The 20916-nt window shown below is 42.7% G+C and carries 21 protein-coding genes and 2 pseudogenes; 2 read left to right on the plus strand and 21 right to left on the minus strand.

Annotated elements, in window-relative coordinates:
* Positions 1-425: 425 nt before the first annotated feature.
* The 14 genes from M1D71_RS16235 to M1D71_RS16300 form a co-directional block, all read right to left on the minus strand.
* Complete coding sequence (locus M1D71_RS16235; protein WP_458122805.1) at positions 426-2066, minus strand: DUF4179 domain-containing protein; 1641 nt, start codon at positions 2064-2066, stop codon at positions 426-428.
* A complete protein-coding gene (locus M1D71_RS16240; RefSeq protein ID WP_458122806.1) occupies positions 2047-2583 on the minus strand; it encodes an RNA polymerase sigma factor in 537 nt (178 codons plus the stop codon). Before M1D71_RS16240 ends, M1D71_RS16235 begins: the two co-directional genes overlap by 20 nt.
* A 246-nt stretch (positions 2584-2829) precedes the next feature.
* Entirely contained in the window at positions 2830-4410 is a 1581-nt protein-coding gene (locus tag M1D71_RS16245) for a sigma-70 family RNA polymerase sigma factor (protein ID WP_458122807.1), read from the minus strand.
* A gap of 228 nt (positions 4411-4638) precedes the next feature.
* The gene (gerQ, locus tag M1D71_RS16250; RefSeq protein ID WP_442956190.1) at positions 4639-5097 is read right to left on the minus strand and encodes a spore coat protein GerQ; all 459 of its coding nucleotides are present in this window, start codon (positions 5095-5097) and stop codon (positions 4639-4641) included.
* A gap of 75 nt (positions 5098-5172) precedes the next feature.
* The gene (locus M1D71_RS16255) at positions 5173-5595 is read right to left on the minus strand and encodes a cell wall hydrolase (protein ID WP_458122808.1); all 423 of its coding nucleotides are present in this window, start codon (positions 5593-5595) and stop codon (positions 5173-5175) included.
* Positions 5596-5755: 160 nt separating this feature from the next.
* On the minus strand, positions 5756-7441 hold the full coding sequence (locus M1D71_RS16260) for a hypothetical protein (protein WP_458122809.1): 1686 nt from the start codon (positions 7439-7441) through the stop codon (positions 5756-5758).
* Between the two features lie 204 nt (positions 7442-7645).
* Positions 7646-8395, minus strand: a complete 750-nt coding sequence (locus tag M1D71_RS16265) for a glucose 1-dehydrogenase (protein ID WP_076250310.1) — start codon at positions 8393-8395, stop codon at positions 7646-7648.
* Between the two features lie 146 nt (positions 8396-8541).
* Positions 8542-8934, minus strand: a complete 393-nt coding sequence (locus tag M1D71_RS16270) for a DUF2500 domain-containing protein (RefSeq protein WP_336758535.1) — start codon at positions 8932-8934, stop codon at positions 8542-8544.
* A gap of 288 nt (positions 8935-9222) precedes the next feature.
* Positions 9223-10362 carry a collagen-like protein gene (locus M1D71_RS16275; RefSeq protein ID WP_458122810.1) on the minus strand — a complete coding sequence of 380 codons (1140 nt, stop codon included), beginning with the start codon at positions 10360-10362 and terminating at the stop codon, positions 9223-9225.
* Between the two features lie 243 nt (positions 10363-10605).
* Positions 10606-11091 carry an AAA family ATPase gene (locus M1D71_RS16280; RefSeq protein ID WP_458122811.1) on the minus strand — a complete coding sequence of 162 codons (486 nt, stop codon included), beginning with the start codon at positions 11089-11091 and terminating at the stop codon, positions 10606-10608.
* 29 nt (positions 11092-11120) lie between these two features.
* Complete coding sequence (locus M1D71_RS16285) at positions 11121-11867, minus strand: class I SAM-dependent methyltransferase (protein WP_458122812.1); 747 nt, start codon at positions 11865-11867, stop codon at positions 11121-11123.
* A 45-nt stretch (positions 11868-11912) separates the two neighbouring features.
* Positions 11913-12335, minus strand: a complete 423-nt coding sequence (locus M1D71_RS16290; RefSeq protein ID WP_458122813.1) for an NUDIX hydrolase — start codon at positions 12333-12335, stop codon at positions 11913-11915.
* A 170-nt stretch (positions 12336-12505) separates the two neighbouring features.
* A complete protein-coding gene (locus M1D71_RS16295; RefSeq protein ID WP_458122814.1) occupies positions 12506-12931 on the minus strand; it encodes an NUDIX hydrolase in 426 nt (141 codons plus the stop codon).
* 13 nt (positions 12932-12944) lie between these two features.
* Entirely contained in the window at positions 12945-13766 is an 822-nt protein-coding gene (locus M1D71_RS16300) for a phosphotransferase (RefSeq protein ID WP_458122815.1), read from the minus strand.
* On the opposite strand from M1D71_RS16300, the gene M1D71_RS16305 reads away from it, so the two are divergent.
* Positions 13765-14067: a hypothetical protein gene (locus M1D71_RS16305; RefSeq protein ID WP_458122816.1), complete on the plus strand. Its 303-nt coding sequence runs from the start codon at positions 13765-13767 to the stop codon at positions 14065-14067. The genes M1D71_RS16300 and M1D71_RS16305 overlap by 2 nt on opposite strands.
* On the opposite strand, the gene M1D71_RS16310 is transcribed toward M1D71_RS16305, so the two are convergent.
* The 7 genes and pseudogenes from M1D71_RS16310 to M1D71_RS16340 form a co-directional block, all read right to left on the minus strand.
* The gene (locus M1D71_RS16310; RefSeq protein ID WP_458122817.1) at positions 14039-15382 is read right to left on the minus strand and encodes a serine hydrolase domain-containing protein; all 1344 of its coding nucleotides are present in this window, start codon (positions 15380-15382) and stop codon (positions 14039-14041) included. The two genes, M1D71_RS16305 and M1D71_RS16310, sit on opposite strands and share 29 nt — an antisense overlap.
* 32 nt (positions 15383-15414) lie before the next feature.
* Positions 15415-15831 carry a serine hydrolase domain-containing protein gene (locus tag M1D71_RS16315; protein ID WP_458122818.1) on the minus strand — a complete coding sequence of 139 codons (417 nt, stop codon included), beginning with the start codon at positions 15829-15831 and terminating at the stop codon, positions 15415-15417.
* Positions 15832-15854: 23 nt separating this feature from the next.
* Positions 15855-16450: pseudogene (locus M1D71_RS16320) on the minus strand (class I SAM-dependent methyltransferase); the annotation flags it as partial.
* Positions 16451-16933: 483 nt separating this feature from the next.
* Positions 16934-17257, minus strand: a pseudogene (locus M1D71_RS16325) (YolD-like family protein).
* 24 nt (positions 17258-17281) lie between these two features.
* Positions 17282-17575: a hypothetical protein gene (locus M1D71_RS16330; RefSeq protein ID WP_458122819.1), complete on the minus strand. Its 294-nt coding sequence runs from the start codon at positions 17573-17575 to the stop codon at positions 17282-17284.
* A gap of 364 nt (positions 17576-17939) precedes the next feature.
* Positions 17940-18293 carry a DUF1878 family protein gene (locus M1D71_RS16335; protein WP_458122820.1) on the minus strand — a complete coding sequence of 118 codons (354 nt, stop codon included), beginning with the start codon at positions 18291-18293 and terminating at the stop codon, positions 17940-17942.
* Positions 18294-18312: 19 nt separating this feature from the next.
* Positions 18313-18555: a hypothetical protein gene (locus tag M1D71_RS16340; protein WP_458122821.1), complete on the minus strand. Its 243-nt coding sequence runs from the start codon at positions 18553-18555 to the stop codon at positions 18313-18315.
* A 1791-nt stretch (positions 18556-20346) separates the two neighbouring features.
* Between M1D71_RS16340 and M1D71_RS16345 the strand changes: the two genes are divergently transcribed.
* On the plus strand, positions 20347-20799 hold the full coding sequence (locus M1D71_RS16345; RefSeq protein WP_458122822.1) for a hypothetical protein: 453 nt from the start codon (positions 20347-20349) through the stop codon (positions 20797-20799).
* The last annotated feature ends 117 nt before the right edge of the window (positions 20800-20916 follow it).

Consider the following 20916-nt stretch of genomic DNA (forward strand, 5'->3'; position numbering starts at 1 on the left):
AAATGTAGGATATTTGCCATTCTGCCGTTCATATGCAGTTTCAACTTCCCAATGCTTCCACCTCCACCGTGTTCTGTCGAATAACAAAGATATGCTTCTTTTATTATATAATTCTACACTACACAGTCAATCCGTGTCCTATGACAACGAAATGGCACAAACGGCTTATTTCTTTTACAAAAGTCTCGATTACGCTGTTTTTTTAACATTTTAGAAACAAAGTAACGGATTACTCCCCTTAGGTTTTATTCACATGTCTTGAGGTACCAATCCATTCATCAGTATCAAGGGCTCACTTGCTCTAAGAATGCGGCTAGTGCTCAACGGAAAAGGAGCAGCCTATCAACCTTTAGACTGCTCCACGATTTTCGTACTCCTGTTTACCTCAGTGAATAAATGATTTCTGTACTCATTGCCGTAAGTGATTACTCTTTGAGGTTTATTCTCCATTCTTCATCCGGATTTTTTGTAGTGTAGTTCCATACGTACAGATCTAGATCTTTGCCCTTAAAATCTTTGTACATCTCGATATGCTTATTATCCGAGTCAGTGAAATATTGCGGTATTAAGTAGTGTTTTTCTTCCCTATCAAGAAAATAAGTTTGGTTAATCCCACCGAAACTGGTATCCGGGCTTTTAGATTCTACGTACAGGTTGCCGTCCTTGATATAATAGGTCCAGATTAAAGGATACCCTTCATAATTGCTTGTAACGGTCTGTGAATGCGTAGAAATATCCGTTAGACGAATAGAAGCCTTACTTCCTGCATGCTCATCCACTCGATCCTTGGCGATTAGAGTCATTGGTTTTCCAGATAGAGAGCTTACATCCATGAGAATGGAATCTGACTGCTCAAACCGCAGTTCTGTTTGATTCGGATCCATCTTACCATCAAGAGAAACATAGCCATCCATAATCTCGCCGTTGACTTCCAATTGATAAGTCCGGTAAGGCAATCTATAATAGTCTTCCTGATGATCAATCGTTACTCGAATTTGTGTTGGTGTTACTACCAACCCACTTATGCTTGCCTCCTCCGGTAAAGAATGCAATGGAATATCCATCTTCTCCTTATATGTGCCAGTATCCATCTGTTGACGTGATAAGGATAGATTCAAGTTCCATGTGCCTTCCGTCCGTTCTTTTTCATGAGTATATGCGAAGGTGAAACGGTCCCCTTCTTTAAACTGCTGTTCGTTAAATATCTGTCTGCTAGAGTACTCACTCGATGCCCCCTCTGTACCATAGACAGGACTTCCTATTTCCTTTATAACGTCTTCTTTTTGATCATAAGCCATGATTCTTGCCCAAGTCTCTCCTTTCATCTCTGGATCGGTGAAGGTTACTGCGGAATTAATCATAATTTGACCTTCAGCATATTCAAAAGATTGAACTTCTACTGCTTCTATCCCATTTTTTTGTATATTAAACTTCTGCGTGCTCGAATCTTGAGGGTTTAGGGTAATCTCCTCCTGAAGATCTTGCAAGTACCGAACATCTGTAATGGAGAACTGAAGGTCAGATTGTTTCTCTTCCATAACCCAGTCTGTCTCGAAATACCCTTGAAACACGCCCTGTTCTTCGTTCCATTGCTGATAGTAGTGCCCTTCGATAGGCGTACCCTGGCTGTCCTTCAGGACCATTTGATCATATCTGATCTCTTGTCCTTCTGTTTTTAATTCTGGTTTCACTGTATACAGGAGTACGGTCCGGTTATCATCTACAAACGCGTTATGTACCGTCAATGTAACTCCGTGAGCTGTTACGCTTTGTTCAATGAGCTGGCCATACCCAGCTTGAAAAGACGTCTTAATGCCTGACTTGTTGGACAAGACATCACTCCAATCGTATTGGAAGGCTGCATATACGGGAGTTGCCATAACAGCTACAGATACACCCAAGACGATCGCTACCTTCATGTTCCGTCGTTGCGGCCTACTAGTAATCTCATCGATTAGTCTCGGCTCTCCCATTTGAATACTGTTGAACATTTTATCGAAATCGGGATACTCCAATGGATTAGAATGCTTCATAAGGTTTTTAACTTTATATTCTATTGAATTCATAAGTACTATCTCCTCTCATTTTAACCTTCTCGTAGTTCTCCAGTTTTTTTCGCATCAGCTTAAGAGCCTTGTGTAGTCTTGTCCGAACTGTGCCTTGACGTATCTTTAAAGTCTCTGCAATTTCGGCAATAGAGAGATCGCCAATATATCGCAAGATTACTACACTTAGCAGTTTGTCTGGTAATTTTTGTAACTGCCCCTCCAATTCAGCAAATGAAAGCTTAGCCATCACGATCACATCGACCGGATCTGTGGTAAGGACTTTTTGTTCATGCAGCAATTGTAGCTTGTTTCGGTTCTCATTTACTTTGTTCTTTCGAATGATGTTTAGACAATGATTCATGGCGATACGCATAATCCAAGTTTTTAGATACGTCACATTTCTCCAATCCTGACGGAATACAGTAATAAACACATCATGACATACATCCTCTGCATCTTGGATGTTCTTCAGCATATACAGACAAGTGCGATATACATCTTTGTTATACTTATGGAATAGTTCATGCTCGGTCACCCCCGGCACTCCTTTCTTGTTGAGATATATTATAGACACATTAGAATGGACAATTATTCACTTTTTTTTAATCGCGTCCATTCTAACTCGCTAAACTCCAGTTAAAATCCAAAAAAGAGAGCTTGTTGGCTACCTTCTAATTTATATATTAAAGTAACCGAAAGAGAGTATCCCACGCATGATTCATCATGGCGGGATACTCTCTTTTTAATGAAACTGTTCTTATGCCTCTTATCCTCTATTCCTCTAAATTGGCTCCATCTCCACTACGCTCTCCGAAGCTGGATTCCAGCGCCAAAGTGCTTGCCTGCCACCTTCAATATGCAACCCGCCGATCCATAACTCATCCTGCTTCAGCAGAGCCCAATCGACTTCTTCATCCAACACCTGAATGCCGAGTTCCGTCAGCTCAAAGACGGCTTCACCAAATTTTTCATCATGCTGTATGAAGCTTGGGAAATTTGTTTTTCCAGTCATCCGAAGCAGCGCATAAGGTTCTTCTGTCATCCTCCTGAGATGTGCCCAGTACTCAAGGTCGCCCATTCCGAGAATATGCAGCTTGTCCCCTACCTCACGAAACAAAGGATATGGGCGATCTACACCCGCTCTAATGGTCTCCAGTGTCGTTTGCTCAATGACTCCCAGGCCATTCGATACAGATGGCAGACGAGACAAGTGGGCCTTGAATGCCGCATCTGCAAAGGGAAGTACCGTATGATCTGCTTGCAAGTAATCCAGATGCTGCCGGAAATCGTTAGACGTATAGGCCTCCCAGAATTGTGCACCTGCTTGTAGCTCGTCTATGTCAATCACATGCCAGCTTCCGGACAGGCTTCCGATCTGTGTCGAGGTAAGTTGACCCAGTCCTCTAAAGTGCTCGATCTCTGGATACGAGTCAATACAGAGCAAATTCAGTTTCGTATTCTGGAGCCCTTGTCCTCTGAAATAATGTAATAGGTAAGATAACATCGCCTGATCGTAGAGATCGTACTCGAACCATAAGACAATTTCCTTATATTGCTGATACGAATGCAACTTGCGTTCCAGTTCCTCGATCTGCAAATACTCCTTCTGAGGGATCCCCAACTGCTTCTCTAGCACGGATGCCCGATTCTTCCTCTTCTTCGCAACTGACATATCTTTGGCAACCGGGCCGAACGTATACAACTCTCTCCACACCAGGATGTCTCCCTGAATTCCACTCTCTCTTAAACGATTGGCAGCGTGATCCCCATTCATAATGTGCAGCATACCTTTTCCCCCTTCATACAAATCATTAAACATAGAGACCAGATTCCTCACTGGCATAGAGCGCTTAAGTTTGGAACGTGCATCGAACAGTCTCTTCTTTAATGCAGATACGTTGACACCTAGAAATTCTGATATTTCCTTCAGAGAATATCCCTCTAAATAAAACAGTTCAACCGCAATTCGCATCGATGACGGCAGCATTGCAATAGAATCACGCAGCGTATGATGCATTTCATTTTGCATCGCTTGTTCTTCTGGATTATGCGCCTGATCCTCTTCCTGGAATACATGCTCCAGCTCCTGAACGGGAATCGTGGTATGCTGCTTGCGCCTTAGCCAGCGATAACACTGCCTCTCCACGATCACCTTAAACCATCCAGGAAAAGCCTCCGGGGCCTCCAGCTTGGACAGATTGCCAAAGGCTTCAGCAAAAGCCTCCTGTACGACATCTTCAGCCCAAAATGTATTTCCTAAACGATTGTAGGCAACAGCAAGAGCCATCCCGCGATATTGGGATACCAGCTGTTCGTATGCTTCGGGTTCGCCTTTCATTGCTGCTTCAATCCATGACTTCAATGCTGTGGACTCCCTTCATATAGACATGCTGCTTGTTCTATTCATATATAAGTGCCATGTTGTTATCCAAAGGTTACGTATGACTTAACCATTTATGTAACCATTTTGTATAAACGCTTATGTAAAAAGCTGTCCCATCTGCGGATAACCTCCACATTCGGGACAGCGAAGTAAATCAGTATGTGTTATCCATACCAAACACTTATGAAAATGATGAGGCGCCAATGATCATCTGCTTGGAGCTTGCGGGTAATTGCCTATCACTCCTGGATATTGATACAACAATGGCTCATCAAATGTAGCATAATCGAAGTTGACCATCAACAGCATGATCCGTCTTCCTGTCTTCGGGTCGCTGATGATAATATGGTCACGGCCCGCTGCTTCAATGATACCTTGGAATATGCGAGCGTTCCATTCTTTGTTGCCTTCATATGTCATGTAGAATGTACCGAATTTCCCGAGATTCAGACGCAAAATATTCTCAATGTATGACTGCTCAAACTGTGGAGCCGTTGTCGTAATCACTGCACCCGTTGGTGTCATTGGGCTTCCACTGGATACGAGCGGGGGTACACTTGTGGAGCTTGGCGATACCATCCCTGGCGTTGGTGACATGGCAGGCATTCCGTTACCGATTTTGTAAGACGTACCTTGAACCTGAGAATTGGCTTGTTGACCCAACACGGAATTCGCTTGCTGACCCAACGTTTGAGTCATAGGTTGATAAGGTTGATTAATCATAGTGATTCCTCCCAAAATTTAATATACTTCCGGACAGTCTTCTCCTGTCGGACTGAAGAAACAATGCGCTTTGAATCGTCCTGTATTTTGCTGGTCATACCATGTTGCCGGACACTCGGCCACAGGTCGGAAGAACCACAATGAGTTGCTCGCTGGCCAGAAACGCTCTCCATTGATCACCCGTTGTGCCAGACGAATCTCGGACTGTCTTGCCCGTTGGTAAAAGTAACCCTTCTGTGTGGACTCGTAGCCTCCTGGATTCTGGAATACCATACGATTGATGTCGCGGATATCCTTAAAGTCCAGACAATCCACCAGCACCCGGTTCACACTTACATTGCCCACAAGCAACATACCCTGTTCGCCGTCACCTTCAGCCTCTGCCCTCATGAGCCTAGCCAATAACTTGACGTCCTCTGAGTTGGCTTTAATAACAGCCATAGTCTGATTCCTCCCTTGTTTCAGCTGTTCATCACCGTACATCGTATTGTGCAGGAGCCCATTCGGTGACACGATTCCATCTTTTTTCCATAAAAAAAAGCCCGGAACCTCACTCAAAGTGAAGTCCCGAAGCAAGTTATTTCTTATATTACTCGCCTGTTCAAGGCTTGGCTTCAATCCAGTAATCATAGGCATGTACAATATTGCCCTGATAAGCCTGATGTTCGGCCAGCAGATCCGGAAGCTTGGCAAGCTGAAGTTCCATCTTCGCCGCCCCCTTCTCATAAAATGAAATATGAGGACCTTCGTGGTTCTCCTTCATTTCCACCGAGATCATCAACCTTTTTCCCAGACGACCTGCGATCTCCATCTCCTGACTCACCACAGCAGCAATGCCATTGGAACCTTCCGCTTGGTTACGGAATGCCATCATCGACACATGATCGAGTGTATCAATCATAAACTCCGTCACAGACATGTCTTTGCCTGGCAAAGGGAAGGTATCCAGCCATACGGCTAAATCTGCACTCGTTTCGAGATCACTGTCCTTCTTCGTCTCTTCCTGGAAAAATGTAATATTGGCAGCCCATTCAGCTAACAGGGTATCCCGATTTCTCTCCCACTCCGGCAAAGTGTAAGGCTCAATATCCAGATGGATGCCTTCAAATTGTTCATCTGGCTCGGATTCAGCATTATAATTTTTCACATAATCAATCAAACGCTGTATCCGTGGGCGATTTTCCTTTTTGCCCCAGATCGGGTGGCCGCCCATCGCATGGATTTCAATACCTTGAGCTTTTGCCCGTTTCATAAAACTGCGGTAACTGGAATAAGGTTGATCCAGATCCAACCGGACATACAACCAGTTAATATTCTGCTCTCTAGCAAACTCTAGTATGTGCTCCCCTCCGTCATTCGTCACCTGAGAGGCCTCCCAGATATATGTTCCCCGAATCTCTGGCTGATTGGATGGAATCTCCGGTGATGGCAGTTCTGTCGGCTCCAATTGTCCCCAGTATACAATGTCATGTACAGCTGAACCGGCGTAGGAAGTATGCTCGCCAAATGCGGAGGCAACTTCTCCAATGACAGCTTCCAGTTGCGTTGCACCTTTACCGGCAAATGTCGTGAACTCTTCACCAGGCATCGGTTTGGTGTTCAAACCCACTGTGACACTCGTGTTGCTCGCATCCGCCCAGTTCATTTCCTGTTCAATTAAACGAATGATACCATTGTTACCTTGCGCGTTATCACGGTAAGCCAGTAAAGTGACATGATCCACTCGATCAATAAACCAACGTGACAATGGTTCGTTATCTGCATCCTCAGAAGTTCTATTGCCTGTGACGGTGTACGAATCAAGCCAAAATGGCAGGTCAACATTCACTGCAACTGCGTCATCCTGTCTCACTTGTTCAAATAACAGATTCATATTGGCCACCCAGGATTGAACCAGCGGCTTGGCATCTTCTTTCCAGTCTGGTAACACATAGGGCTTGATATCCAGATGTATGGCCTCAAATCGCTCATTGGACTCAACAGCCTGATTGTAGTCACTTACCCACGAGGCTAACCTGAGCATGGGACCTTCACGGCCATTGACTGCCCAGGATGGATCGCCGCCCAGCGCTTCAACCACAATACCTGCACGGCTTGCTTTGGATATAAACGTCTGGTATACCTCCTTGGACAGCGTCATGTCCACATTCACGTACAGCCGGTTGATCTTACGTTTAGCTGCGTTCTCCAACAGCTCGTCTCCGTTGCTAACAGACTGCGCCTGCCATACCCAGGCCGCCCGTATATCCGCGCCGTCCGCTTCAGCAGGTGACTCGTTCCCTATCATTATCATCCCTCCGATCAGCAGTAACAGCCAAAATACTTTCCGGGATTGTTTCCCGAACATATACTCCCTCCATTCCTCTACTGTTATAAAATCACATTTATTATAGCAACCGGGTTATTAAAAACAAATAAGCCCAAGTGCTTAACTTGGGCTTATTACTCTTATGTTGGGACAACATGTGACTCGCCCGGCTCTATCCCGGTTCTAGTCCTCATATATCATTTTTCGGGTCATGCCTCCATCAATAACGAGGTTGGTCCCTGTGACAAAGGTATTGCTTGGGTCAGATAAATATAGACAAGCACGGGAGATATCCGAAGGAACACCCACACGACCGGATGGATGCTGTTCATGATCCTCCTTTTTCAGTTTCTCCACGTCTCCTGTCTCAATCCATCCCGGACTGATACAATTGACCCGAATTTGGTCTTTGCCCAGTGAGACTGCCAGCGCATGCGTCAGGGCTACAATCGCCCCTTTGGATGCAGCATAGGCTTCGGTATCCGGCTCGGACATCAGCGCACGGGTAGAGGCCATGTTGATAATGGCACCCCCGTGTTCATTGCTTTTCATATGTTTGGCCGCTTCCCGACTCGCCAAAAAGCAACTTCTCACATTGGTATTGAGCACATCGTCCCATTCTTCCAGTGTTAATTCATAGGGGGACTTCCATTTTGCTAGTCCTGCGTTATTCACCAGAACATCGATTTGTTTGAATTCCTCCACGGTCGTACGAAAAAGATTCGTAATATCCTGCTCGCTCCGAACGTCACATTGAACAAATATAGCTTCTCCACCTTCATTGCGAATGGAAGCTGCGGCTGCAGCACCCTCGGCTTCCTTGTGGTCGGCAAGTACAACTTTAGCTCCAGCGACCGCATAAGCCTCAGCCACACTTCGTCCTATTCCCTGAGCGGCACCGGTTACAACAACGACCTGATCTGTAAATGACATATTGTTTGCCTCCTCTATGGTAATGATCTTCGATCATAATCTCTTTAAGCCTCTTCTTATATAAAAACACGTTAGGACCATTTAGAAACGCTTGTCCGATAAAGAATCAAAAAAAGCTCACGCCATCCTGGCGCAAGCTGCTCAGTTTAACCGCGTAGGCGTTCGGAATACAAGCGATTATATCGCTCGAAGCCTATGTAACGCGTCCCTTTGAATGAGAGCCGTCCCTCATCCCCCTCAGCGCACAAACCATACTCTTCGCCATTGACTTTGAATTCGAGCCGATCTCCGCTCTCGACTTCAAAGGTGACGTAATATAGTGTTCGTGCTGTACTGCCTGATTCAGATGGCGACTGACTCATCTTCATCCGTCTGCTGGTGATTCGGGAGGGTACGGTCAGCAGCGGCTCGGAGTTATTGCGCCCCCACCTCCATATCTCTTTTCCTACCGACAGAAGGACAATCCCTATGATTAGAACAAATACAACCGGAAAGACGGTTCCAAACAAATCAAACATCCAGGATGATTCAATGCCCATGTCTCTCCCTCCGTTCATACAACTTAGGACAGCCGGAGTCTTGACCCGTCTCCTGTAATGTATATGCGGACGAACACGAAACTTGTTATCCGGATTCATACCCGAATAGCATGAACGAAGCGCTATATGTAATCACATCTTCTATCACACTCTTCATGCCATTATCGGCTCCGACTGAGATGACCGCCTTATTGAAAGACGGTTATCTCAGTCTAATCGCCAATGTTTGCTTCTGGAAGCAACGGATTTATTAAGTCAGATGGCAACCCGAATCGTATTTAACAGATCTTATGCTAGTTGAGTAATAACAAGATGAGCCGATACAGGTCTTGTTCCTCCTGCAAGAGGTGTGATTGTCAATGCAGTCGCATTACCAGCCGGGTTTCGTACAGTTAAGATCGAATTGATGACGGTTGTTTGTACCAAGGCGATGCCTACAATCTGAGATGTTCCAGTTGCTCGCCCAACTACTGTTGGAGCCAAATCAGCTCCATTAAGAGTTAAAATTAGTTGACCCGCTTCATTAATGCTCACTTGGAACAAAATCTGATACGTACCGATCGCTGCCAGATTGAATGCACTAGGTCCCGTACGGGCAATAGTTGTTCCACTTGTTGGTCCATTCTGAGGGAAGCTGACATCTGTGCCTGGAGCAACCGTTGCAGCATTATCAGGTGGCATCAGCGCGAAAAAGTCAGCAAATCCCAGTACGCCTCCCGCTGTTCCTGTGGCACCTGTCGGGCCTACTGCTCCAGCGGGGCCTACCGCTCCTGTTGCACCTGCCGGGCCTGCCGGGCCTGCCGGGCCTGCCGGGCCTGCCGGGCCTACTGCTCCAGCGGGGCCTACCGCTCCTGTTGCACCTGCTGGGCCTGCCGGGCCTACTGCTCCAGCGGGGCCTACTGCACCTGTTGCACCTGCTGGGCCTGCCGGGCCTATTGCTCCAGCTGGGCCTACCGCTCCTGTTGCACCTGCTGGGCCGGGGAAACCTTGCGGTCCGATGGCACCTGCAGGACCTGGATTACCTTGCGGACCTTGTGGCCCTACGGCACCTGCTTCTCCCGGAATCCCCTGAGCTCCCATGGGCCCAACGGGTCCCACCGGTCCTTGAGAGCCTACTGCTCCAGCGGGACCGGGCTGTCCCTGAGGCCCTTGTGGTCCAGGTGGTCCCCCCGCTGGTCCTTGAGCTCCAGGTGGCCCGTCCACCCCTTGTTTACCTGGAATACCCTGTACCCCTTGTATACCTTGTAAACCTTGTGGTCCTGTTGGGCCAACAACAGTAGGAGTAGATATATTCACTTCTGGAGGCGGACATTTTACTTGAACGAACTTTTTAACCACTTTCAATCGGCGTTCTTTTCTTTTAACTTTGCATGGATATACTGTCGCCTTTTTTCTCTTCATACGCTTCTTCACTTCCGAATGGCTCACGGTGTGGACACCTCACTATAGACATAGTTTAACGTACGTATGTGATGGGTTAAATGCATGGACGAACAACCAATTCCCCCCTAAAGTGAAACCCATTTTCATGAAAAAGGGCGAATAACATCGTAGAATAGCCTTTATTTGAATGCTACAAACTAAAAAAACTCTATCGGCGCTGGCCTACAGAGCTTAGTTGTTTATATTTATTGGTTCTACATTCCAACTTAAATTGAAAGTGTGATGTACTTACCAGTTCTTCAAGATCCATTCTTTAATTTGATCAGCTACTTCTTTTGCTGATAATTCTGAAGTATCAATTGTTGGCATTTCCGGATCAAATGCAGTTTTCGAATTTTGGAGTAACCAATTAGCAAAATTCTTGTGATCTTCGATTGAATTCTCATCCCACCCCCGTGATTTCAACCTCGTCTCACGTGTGACATCATTACAATGTAAGTTCATATATAGAATCCGATCAAATCGATCTTTGTAATCGGACGATGCAATGTTTTCTGGCACCATCGTTCCACATAAAACAGTCCCTCGTCCACTTAGCGATATACTATACGCAATCCTCAACCAATTCTCTTTGGCAATCTGCCAATCCACATTATTGATGATATCCATATCAAAGACGTCAAAATCCGGGAGTAGCTTGCGAACATGTGATGAGACCGTTGTTTTCCCTGTTCCACTTGCGCCTGTCACTATAAATAAAGGTAATTTGCTCATTGATGCCCTCCTTGTTAAAAAGTCAGCTTTTAAAGTTTTCTCGCTTTGATAACAAAGGTTACAGGAAACATCTTCGCTCTTTTAAGGAGATTATCGCTATGATCATGTAATTGCATGATATCCTCATCGGATTCTTCTATCATTTGTTCAATAACAAACCCTGCTTTCGCTAACGCATTGACATAGGTTGATATTTGACGATCAGCTAAAACTAATTCTCCCTGACAAAAATCAGGAGACACCGCATACCAAGATTCATCAGAATAAGGTTTTTTAAATACAAATCTATTGTTTTCTTCAACAACATTTCGATGAATTGGATGAGACCAACTGAAAATGAAAATACCATCTTTCTTTAAATAAGAAGCAATCTGGCGGAAAGTACCCTCAAGATCGGTTGTCCAACCTATGGCATAAATCGAATACACAGCGTCAAAATAATTCTTAGGAATACCACATTCCTCTTCCATGGGTGAACAAATCAATGTTGCCGAAAGACCACACGTGGTGAGATGTTGCGCTGCCTTTTCAATTTGTTTCTCGGAGATATCCATTCCCCACAGTTCACCTGCTTTGCGATCCCCATGATATTGCAGGGATTGACCATTTCCACAGCCTACCTCTAACATCTTTAATCCTGAGACATCACCAAAAAGTTGGTGTTTCTCTTCTGTAACAAATGCTCCATAATGAGGAAGCACGATTGCTCTTAAAGATTCATTTCCTTTTATATCCCAATAGAAGCTGTTTGTTTCGTATACACTGTGCTTATTCACCGTAATGCCCCCTAATTAAAAATGTAGACCACTACCTCCAGAACATCACTTGTTACCCTCGTTGAAATATGTAATCTCATTGCCACCAAGTAAGCTTTTAAAGCCATTCTTATAATAAGGCATTAGTTCATCTGCCTGTTCTATATCCAACCATGCAATCTCAGAGATTTCGTCTGGTCTTGATATCTCTTCTCTTCCTCCGACGATTTCCGCTCTGAATGTGGTGAAAATGACATGCTCTTTGATTTCTTCAAACTTACACTCATTGATTGCTACAATGCCGTGGACGTTAACATCCAGCCCTGTTTCTTCATAGGCTTCTCGAATAGCTGCTTGTTCCCATGATTCATCGGGTTCAACAGCTCCCCCAGGCAGCGACCAGCTTGAACGCCCTACATTTCTTACGGCAAGCACTTTAGATTTGGATGGATTCGTTAGCAATGAGTAAACTACATCGACTCGTTTCATTGATTGGACTTCCTTTCTGGAATGGATATTCATATCTTCTTCGTTACGCAGCTATTTCCCTTTTGTTTTTTCCAAGAAGCAGATTCTTCTCTCTTAGTTTTAAATCCAATTAACAATGCTCATAAAGTTTCCTACAATATTTAGATGACACCACGCTTCTAGGTAATCTTTTAAATATTGTTCTTATCACTAAACTCAATACAAAAAGGTTGTAGCTCCGGCTGTAAACAATACTCTATCCTTTCTCTGAAGTTTTTCCATTCGACTTTTAGAATTGCTTCTTCGATTGGAAAGAAACCAGACTCTAAGCTCTCCGATGTTGTCGTTAATTCTCCTCCTATTGGTTTTGCTAAAAATAACGTGTTACATATTGAATTTTCGATATTTTGAAATATTCCACAGAATTTGATGATTTCAATGTCGATTCCAGACTCCTCTTTGGTTTCTCTGATTGCAGCTTGACTTAGGGATTCTCCTTCTTCTACTTGACCACCTGGCATTTCCCATCCTCTTCGTGGTCCTCTAATAAGTAATAATTCATTTTTTTCATTGATCACGATTGCAGCGGCAGATACGATATGTTTTGGAGGGCTCATTATTTGACTCCTTCTATAGAAATTGGGTATTAGTTTGAATAGCATGATTCAAAACCAGACTAAAAGAAATTATATATCCCGTCTTCAAAATATATTCTTCATCTGTTATTCTTAACTTTCCATATCCGTTATAAAATATTTCTCGATCTCTTTCATTTTCGAAAGCATTATGTTTCGGTCTAATAGCTAACGCTACATCATATCTTGGATCCCCGTATGCTGCTCCTGCCCAATCAATAACTCCAACGATATTGCAATCATTAACTAGTACATTATCTATGGTAAAATCGCCATGAATTAATGTGTTATTGATTGGTTCCGGTCTTCCTTCTTTCAACTGTTGAAGTAGTTCTGCTGATCCGTCTACAGCAAAGTGAGTTAGATTATATTCTGCTTTACTAAGCATTGTATCTAACCAAGGACTGTCATTGTTCAATAGTTCAACAGGACAAGAGCATTCATGTATTTTCTTCAAACAAAGACCAAAGTTAAAAATCGCTTTTTCTTTACTTTGGAGATCAGGCATCTTAGAGAGAAAATCTCTTAAACTTATTCCATCAATGTAATCCATCAAAAGCCATCTCGATCTATCCTCAACATGAAATAAATATGTCTTCGGAACAGGGAGTCCCGTATGGTAAAGGTATTGAAGCACCTTATATTCATCTAATAACCATTCATTATAAAGAGCGTTTTCTGTCTTCTTGATGATGTACTTTTTGTCGAGCGTATCCAAGATAGCTACAGTAGAAGTATGACCTTGCTTAGGAAAAGTGATTTTCTGAACTTTCCCTATTTGTTCTATTATTTCAATTGGGAGATCCTGAATATTCATGGATTCATCCTTTCCACTATTTCGTGCCCTTTTAGATAATGCCCTCTATGAAAATATCAGCTCTTATGCCAATAGAATGTATAATGTGAGTGCTGTTGAAAACCTAATGAGTCTAAAACCACCGCTTTACCAAGGCCCTTCTGCCGATACTCTAGAACTGTACATACAGGTTCAATATAAACATAATCTGTTTTCTGGCTATACCATAAGCCGCAGTATGCAACATATTCCCCATCATCATTTTCAGCAACGACATGTAGGAATGAATTCAGCTAAAAGTACAAATCCCATCCCACAATAAAAGCAGCAAACAGGAAAGCTGACATGCCAGACATGATGTATACCGCCTTTTGCTTTTTACTGTAACTTCTCTTCAGCAGTTTGTAGAACATCAAGACAAGGTACGCCACAGCTATAATGACATAAACCAGGTTGAAGATGAGATATATGCGTAATGAAGAATAGGGGGAGAAGCCTAAGGCGCGCATGAACAATAGGATCGTATTCAAAATCAATGCCAGACTGGCAATATTAATTCCAACATGATACTTATCAAACCCTGTACCTGGTCTTTCCCAGTTTTTTAATTTGTATTTGGATAACCGAATAAAATAGCCAATTATAGCTCTTAAACTGAGTAGGATGGCTACTGCAAGAGCAATAAAAGATGCTTTGATCCAGTTTATCGTTAAGTTGGATACGGGCAAAAAGTCATTATAAGAAATGGAGACCTTCTCAATAGTACCGTTGTTCTCAACAACATTTGCAAAGTTACTAAGATCAAATGTTGTATACTTCTGCAGACTTAACATCGAATATGCCTTCGTAAAACCGGAAACGACCCGTCGCGCAGGCAGATAATATCCTCCACTCTCAGATGTAACTGAATTCGTACTGAAACTACTTCCAAACACTTTCTGGACAAGACCAACGCAATAAGCCATTTCATTTGACTGGTTGGTCATCACCACTAACCCAAAATTAGACTCCGGGTCAAAAACAAATTTACTTGAAAATCCCGCTGTACTTCCAGCGTGTTCCAGTGCAGGCACCCAGTACTCCACTTCAAAGAAGCCATGCGCAATTCGAGGAGTAGAAGTTCCATCGTAATATAGACTTGTTGACAGCATCTCATCTAACGTGTCCTTGTTCGCGAATAATAAATTGCTACGATCCACAGGCATCAAGGCTGTAAGAAATTTGGCTGCATCCTCTGCTGTGCCAATGGCCCCCGCCGCAGGGTACAAGCTTATGTATGCTCTGTTCCTAGGGATGAGTTTCATATTCGTAGTGTACCCTTGAATCTCATTTCTTCTTTTTAAGACGTCTAGATTATCATACTGTGATGGGTGAATCGAAGTGTTTTTCATATTCAGCGGTTTAAATATATGTTTATTGACATATTTGTAAAAGGGTTGTCCGCTTTGCACCTCAACGATATAAGCAGCCATAGCCGTACCATAGTTTGAATAAGCAACGACACTCCCCGGTTCATCAATCTGCCTCGGTTCAAATTTTTGTAAAGCTTCTTCTAAATCCACAATGTCTTTCTCAGATGAATACCATAAATCGATCAATCTATCCTCCCATCCTGCGTTATGATGCATAATGTTCATTAGGGTAATGGGAGCATCATATTCAAGTTTCTTTAGAAATCCTTCCGGCAAATATTCCTAATATCGGTATCCAAATCAAGCTTTCCCTGCTCGACAAGTTGCATCACACTCGTCCAGATCAATAGTTTAGAGGTTGAACCCCATTCAAATACAGTAGAGGTGTCTGCCTTTCTCTGTTGCTCAAGATCTGCGTATCCATAGGCCTTATTCACAATAGTCTCACCATTCTTGATAGCTACAACCGAAACGGCAGCAGTGTTTTTCTGATTAGTAGCCACATATGAATCTATCGTTTCCTCTAGCGAAGACAACGCAATCCTGGAGGGCGTAGTCTGCACCTTCTCTACCTCAGCGTGCACAGGTACCGCACATGTCACAATGATTAATGCGAGTACCAGAACACCAATTAATACTTTATTAAGACCGTGATATCTTCGATTGATATGCATTAGCCACTCTCCTTATCTTTCTCCTATAGTTTTCGTGCCTTTATCACAAAGGTTACAGGGGCTTCTTTGCTTTATTGGCAAAATCATCATTTTGCAGTTGCATCAATTCATCATCAGATTCCTCAATCAATTGCTCAATGACAAATCCCGCTTTTGCCAATGCATTCACATAGGTTGATAGTTTACGGTCCGATAATGCTAGCTTACTTTCGCCAAGAGTTACCGAGTACCAAGATTCATCATAGTAACATTTCTTAAAAACAAATCTATCATCTTCTGCAGCAACACATTTGTGTATAGGGTGAGACCAACTGAAGATAAATACGCCATCCTTCCTGAGATAGGAAGCAATCTGGAGAAGAGTCCCTTCCAGGTCGGTTGTCCAGCCGATCGCATAAATCGAATAAACGATGTCAAAATAATCCTTTGGTATCCCACTTTCTTATTCCATAGGTGAACAGATTAACGTCGCTGCAATATTGCTGGAAGTCAAAAGCTGTTTTGTCTTTTCGATTTGATTTTCCGAAAGATCCGTCCCCCATAGTTCAGTAGCTTGGTGTTCTCCCAAATACCGTAAGGATTGCCCGCTTCCACAGCCTATTTCTAATACCTTTTTTCCGAGATGGCACCAACCTGCCTACCACCTATCATGTTTGATCTAACTGTAGAACTTTTCTCCATATCATGGTCCTCCTAACTAAGATTCTATTAAATTAATTCCACATTTTGAGTAAATTACCTTAATTATTTCTATAATAACCCATGCTGCAATATTTGCGAAGTACATTTAAAAGCGCATACATTTCACTATAAATCAAAAAGAACCCTCCCGCAGGAGCGTTCTCCGTGAATGATTAGCCTATGCGTACATCAGATCCATCTTGTCATGACTTTCACCTTTCATGCGCTTATGTTGGTGAAGGTTTAAAAATTCATATATTAGTATCTTTTACTTAACAGGTGTCCATTGATCTCCGCCTTTATTCGCAGAGATTGTTATTTTTATTGTGATTTTTTGTGATGTCTCATTTGCTATGAAATAGCATTATCTAATACATATTGTAACAAATACGTACCTCAGTCATAAAAAAGAGGATGCATTTTAAAAGCCTGCAGAAATGATCTCTTCTATTTTAAGCCAACTGTAGTCCTCTTCTCCCCGTACAAGTTTGATTCTCCTATTCGGTTTATCAATAGCTGTGACAACACCGCGCAGAATCTCATCGTCGAACGGATTGAATACAGTGAACGTAATTGATCTGCATTCTTAGTAAGACTCAAAAATCGCTTCCTCGATCAGCTGCACTTCCTGATCGTCCAAAATAGGTTTTCCCCGTCTCACCTGCTTATTCATTTCGTCGAGATACGCTTCACGATGTTCCGGAAAAATTATACGAGAACCTTCATAGATCCGTTTGCCGTCAATTTACTTGCCACGTTGCATGCCTCCTTAATATTGGGTCCAGTAACTTATATCGTTTGACTGCGCCGGTGGCGGTACCTTGGGAAGCTTAGGCTTTTCCGATTCTCGTTCCCAGCCTTCCAGTATCACTATGTTGGCAGTGTCAGACCTGTCTTCCCAATGTATGTATTCCGCAGCCACAAGACCTTCCAGAGCACTCATAACATCTGGTTTACCCTTACCTGTTTTGACCGTTAGTTCATGAATCGTCGGTAATCGTCTGCGGCCGCTACTGTAATTAAACAAGATCCTCAAGATCTTACGTTCGTAATCCGTTAACATTGGATCTCCCCCTACGCTGTCGTCATGATCGGATGACATGCCAGTAAACCGAATTCCTTAAATGTCCGCGGCTGCCCTGACAATAGATCACTCAGCTTTGATCATTCCGGATCGTATGCTTTTGACCTGGATACGACGTTTCGTGATCTTTCCGCTTTGATCCTCGTAAATGATTTCAACTAACCAACCCAAGTATTTCACTGGCATGTTCATTTCTCCAATAACAAGAACGTTTGTTTGCTTTTAGCTATTATATGTGAATATACGTTCGATATTCAACATAAAAAAAGCTCCATCCGCAGATTTACTGCAAGATGAAGCTTTCCAAAACCCATTTAAGTCAAAATTCGTCGCTTTGATACGCTTATAAGTATTTTTGTAAAGATAGGTAAGGTGTCATTTTCACAGCATTTCTTAGCAGTTCGATAACACCCTTAGTATGTGCTATTCTCGGATTTGGAGATAGAATTGGGACTAAGTCATCTACCAGTTCTTCCAATGTAGGAATTTTCACAGATGGATCTGCCTCCGCCGCAAGATGTGCTCGAACACATAATTTTAAAACATGCTTTATTGAATTATACTGATCAACGTTTAGTTCATTTGCAATCACCCAATCCCACAATCGATATTCCTCGGGATCTACAGCAATTTGCCGCAGGAGATTAACGTATAGTTCCAATCTTTCCACTTTCTCTTCTAGTGATTCGTTTGGCATAGTATTATATTACTCCTTTTTATAAGAACAACATTACTACATTTGCAATTCTATTAGCCACTGAACTACTAATAGATCCTTGAGCTACGCCCATAATAGCTTGTACAATGGCACTTTGAACTTGGTCTTCAACCGCATCACCTAATGAAGCTAAGAAATCCAATTCATTAGTAATATTCCAACTAGCTTCATCCCAGGCATCTTTCAATTTATCGCCAGGCAAGAGATCACGAATTATATCCGAGATTACCAGGGGCTGCATTGATAGTTTCATTTACAATAGGAGTTACTGAAGGCGTTGAAATAGTAGTTTCAATTTCAGTAATGACTTTTTCTTGTGGCAAACTAGAAGCAAATGCACCGACCGATGTTCCTACCATCATAACACTAGGTATGCGAAAGCAACTCCAACTTTCCACGCTTTGTTCAACAACAATATCACTCCTTAATTGGGATTTAGTTGCATTTTGTATAATATATCAATCCACATACTCTATAAACCATATTTTGTAAAAAAATGTGTATATTTTGTTAATTTAGTAATAATGAACAATAAAACAAAAAAAGGACTCCACCAGCGTTATAAACTGTACCCTATAGAGTAGACACTTTGAAAAAGTCTCTCTATGGGGTATTTTTGTTATACCATAAACTAGACAAGGACGGAGAATAATGAATGAGTAAAAAAACGTTTACAGCATATGAAGTAGAGCAACTAGCTAGAAATCCCTATGTCAAGTCCGTGACGACCAAAGGGAATCACGTATACAGACGAGTTTAAACAACTCTTTATTACATCGAATCAGCAAGGAAAGGTGCCTAGAGAGATTTTTGAGACGTGTGGATTTGAAGTTCATACCCTTGGCATGACCCGAGTCAAAGCCGCAGCTCACTTTTACACGACGGACAGTATGAATCAAAGACAAAACCCTCGGCAAATAATTTATCTATTTTCCAAAATTCGTCTGCCTGAAACTTTCTTTTTTTATACAAAGCACTCCCAAGTAAGTCATTGACGTACTCTTTCATTATGTATATCCCGTCCTCTCTATATTTATCATACAGGCGGTGGTTTAGCATTACCTTCATACATTATATTGTGTTGAGTTGGTTTCAACAAATTGATGACCATCATATGCATGCGTAGGCTCACTCAGACGCTGTTCTCCGCTCTTCAACGGACTGATTCCTACAAACCGGACGTTCTCATGTTAAGAAGCTCAGAACGGCTCACATTCTGTATATGAGGACAAAATAAAAAGCCGCACAAAGGCGACTTGCATATTGTTAATCCCTTATTGCTATAGTTACCACCCGTTCACTATTACAGTCTCGACATTCCAAAGTTACTTCCGCCTTTGTAGAACTGATGAATTTTCTTGTTTTCGGCTTGTTGTTATAACTCATACAGCTCAAACATGGGTACTCCTTAGCTTGCTTTCTAACGAATGAGTAAAACCCATCAACAAAGCTATGTTCCATGTAACTCCCCCTTTCTTACGTCCAATTTCGACATTCAAGAAGGGTTTTCCTTTCTAACACAACAATCAGGAGGTTTAGGACAAAACTGCTTAACTCCATCCCATCTACCCCATACACAACCTTTGCATTTCTCAGGCTGCTTGTTGGGGCGAATGCGTATCTTCTTCCGTCTTCTGCTGATCACTTCAATTCCTCCAATAAAAAAAGCCGATCCAATGAAGGAACGACTTTAATGTGATATGTATGATGTTGTTGTTACGTCCTAAAAGCATGCGCCCGAAACGGTCGCCGCAAAAACGCTGCGCTCTTTGCTTTAATACTATGTAACTATAGAGGAAGAACAAGACCATTTTACTGAAGCTACCAAATGCGGGTCAAGGGACAGAAAACGGGTGAGTCCTGATGATTCGGGACAAACCAGCAGTTTTCTCTGCTTTCCTCACTTTATTGATAATAACATTTCAGTCATTATAGGTTTTAGCATAAATTTAGGGGAAACTTAACCGGTGTCCAAACATTCTCACTTGCTATTAATATATTAAACTATCAAAAGAAAAGGATGGTGTTATCAATGGCAACTCAATTTTTAGATTCCCGTCTTTCATTAAACAACATTTATGGTACTGGCACAGCCATTTTACCAGCAACCCCAACGTTACTAGGTGATATTGGACTTCAAACTGTTGGTGCAATAGGCACCCCAAATGAAAGCGATGTTCGCATAGAACTTTGGGGGACGATTGGTGTTAGTGGAACAGCAGCAAATACCGTTAACATTTTTGTTGAAAGAGGAGGTACTGGTGTGTTCGGAACAGGACTTCTAATTTTTGCTGCCACACTCCCTTTGACTGCTGGCCCCGCATCCAGACTGGAAACTTTTGCTGCAGGCGACTTCCCTCCTGCAACTGATGTTGCAACTGGTCAAATTCGGTATACGATGTATGCATCGAATACAGGTCCTACTGCTGTAACAATTACAGGTCCAGTAACCTTTAATGGTTTAGCCCAAGCAGGCACATCTTAAAACTAGATATAAAAAATAGGAAGCTCGGAGCTAAGAGCTTCCTGTTTTCCTATATATCACTTCTCGACGATTTAGTAGTCTTAATTTGAAAAAGCATCAAATAGAAAAGGCGAGAAG

This window comes from Paenibacillus sp. Z3-2 (genome assembly GCF_054161325.1).